This is a genomic window from Nostoc sp. 'Peltigera membranacea cyanobiont' 213 (assembly GCF_002245975.1).
In the GTDB taxonomy this organism is placed as follows: domain Bacteria; phylum Cyanobacteriota; class Cyanobacteriia; order Cyanobacteriales; family Nostocaceae; genus Nostoc.
Window position 1 is genome coordinate 1 of the sequence record NZ_NOLI01000328.1, and the last position, 2,202, is coordinate 2,202.

The 2,202-nt window shown below is 47.5% G+C and carries 1 protein-coding gene; it reads left to right on the plus strand.

The annotated features are described in order from the left end of the window. Positions 1-2,202 (plus strand): ATP-binding protein (locus tag CDG77_RS37255; RefSeq protein WP_442946467.1); only part of this gene is annotated, 2,202 nt, incomplete at both ends.

Below are 2,202 nucleotides of genomic sequence, written 5' to 3' on the forward strand. Positions count from 1 at the left end.
TATGTGGGCGAATTGGATACAACCCAAAACACACAAACTGAAACGCTAAATTATAAGTTCCTCCACGATCGCGTCCAGCAAGCTGCTTATTCCCTGATTCCCGACGATCGGAAACAAATTACTCATCTGCAAATCGGGCAACTTCTATTGCTTGATGCGTCACCGAGTACAAAGGAAGAGAAACTGTTTGATATTGTCAATCATCTTAATATTGGCAGATATCTGATGATTCAACCGTCGGAACGGACAGAATTAGCACAGCTGAATTTGAACGCTGGAGGTAAGGCGAAAAATTCCACAGCCTACGCCGCCGCAAGGGGTTATTTCAAAACAGGGATTGAGCTATTACAACCAGACTGCTGGAAAACAGAGTACGAATTAGCCTTGAACCTCCATGTGGCAGCAACGGAAGCCAGCTATTTGAATGGTGACTTTGAGGGTATGGAACATCTTGCTGCATTAGTATTGCAGCAGGCGCAGACGATTTTCGACAAAGTGAAAATTTACGAAATTCAAATCGCTGCACAAACATCCCAAAGCCAAATATTAGAGGCGATCGCAGTGGGCAGAGAAGCACTGAGTCAATTAGGGGTAGATTTACCGGATGCAACCGATGAAGCCCAAATCGGCAAAGCCCTCCAAGACCTAAAAGAGCAACTCCAGGGCAGAGAAATTGCTGGGCTAATTGATTTACCTGTGATTAGCGATCCCACTGCGATCGCTGCCATGTCACTGCTAGGAATGTTGTTTTCCCCAGTGCTTCTGGGAACACCGAGTTTAATGCCTTTTTTGAGCGCCACAATGGTGAGGTTGTCGCTCCAGTTTGGTAATACCCCCGCCTCGACGGGAGGATATGCAATTCATGGCATGGTGCTGTGTGCCTTTTTGGGGGAAGTCCAAACGGGCTATGAGTTTGGTCGGTTATCGCTCTTGTTGGTGGAAAGGTTGAATGTTCAGAGTATGAAGTGCTTCACTCACGCCTTGTTTGGGGGTTTCATCCAACATAGCCAGGAAGCTTTAAGGGCAGCACTTCTGGTACAGAAAGAGAGCTACACGGCTGGGATGGAAACCGGCGATTTCCTCCAAGCTGGCTACGGCATCCAAGGGTGTGCCTATACATCACTATTCGCAGGAGTAGACTTGGACAGATTATCCGCCGAATTGCCAGCTTACAGTGCTGCTTTGGCGCAGGTGAAACAAGACTCGTCGCGGATTTATTTAGACATGGTGCAGCAAACGGTGCAAAATTTGCGTGAATCGGTGAACCAACCCCATCTCTTAATTGGCCAATTCTACGATGAAACAGTGATGCTGCCAAAGCACCAGCAGGATAACGATCTCACGGGCATCGCCCTTGCCTACAGCTACAAACTGCTGCTTGCCTACTACTTTGGCAATTATCAGGCTGCCCTCGACCACATCGCCCAAAACAAGTCCTATTTGATGGCAGTATCGGGAATGACTCACGTTCCTACTTTCCATTTTTATGCCGCCCTTACCTACCTAGCACTCTTGCCCAGTCAGGCAGAACCAGAGCAAGCCGAAATACTTGACCGAGTAGCAAGCCATGAAACAATTCTGCATCGCTGGGCGCAGAATGCCCCGATGAATTACCAACATAAGGTTGATTTGGTAGAAGCAGAAAAATATCGAGTCTTAGGCAAAAATTATGAAGCAGGGGATTGCTACGATCGCGCCATATCTGGAGCCAAAGCCAACGAATATATTAACGAAGAAGCTTTAGCAAACGAACTAGCAGCCAAATTCTATCTCAACTGGAGTAAAGAGAAAGTCGCTGCCAGCTATATGCAAGAAGCCTATTACTGTTATTCCCACTGGGGAGCTAAAGCTAAAACTGATGATTTGGAAACCCGTTATCCAGAGTTGCTCCGCTCGATTTTGCAGCAGTCCGATCCCTCGATGACAATGTTCGGCACACTAGCAACGATCGCATCTCCCGCTTATTCCCTTCATTCCAGCACTCGCAACAGTTCTTCCAGTTCCAGTATTAATACAACCCTCGATTTTGCTGCCATTCTCAAAGCCTCCCAAGCACTTTCGAGGTCAATTCAGTTAGAGGATCTGCTCCACCAACTGACCCAAATTATTCTGCAAAATTCCGGGTGCGATCGCTGTGCGTTAATCTTACCCAACGAGAATCAAGTTTGGGAAGTGCGGGCGATCGCCACACCCATCGCCACC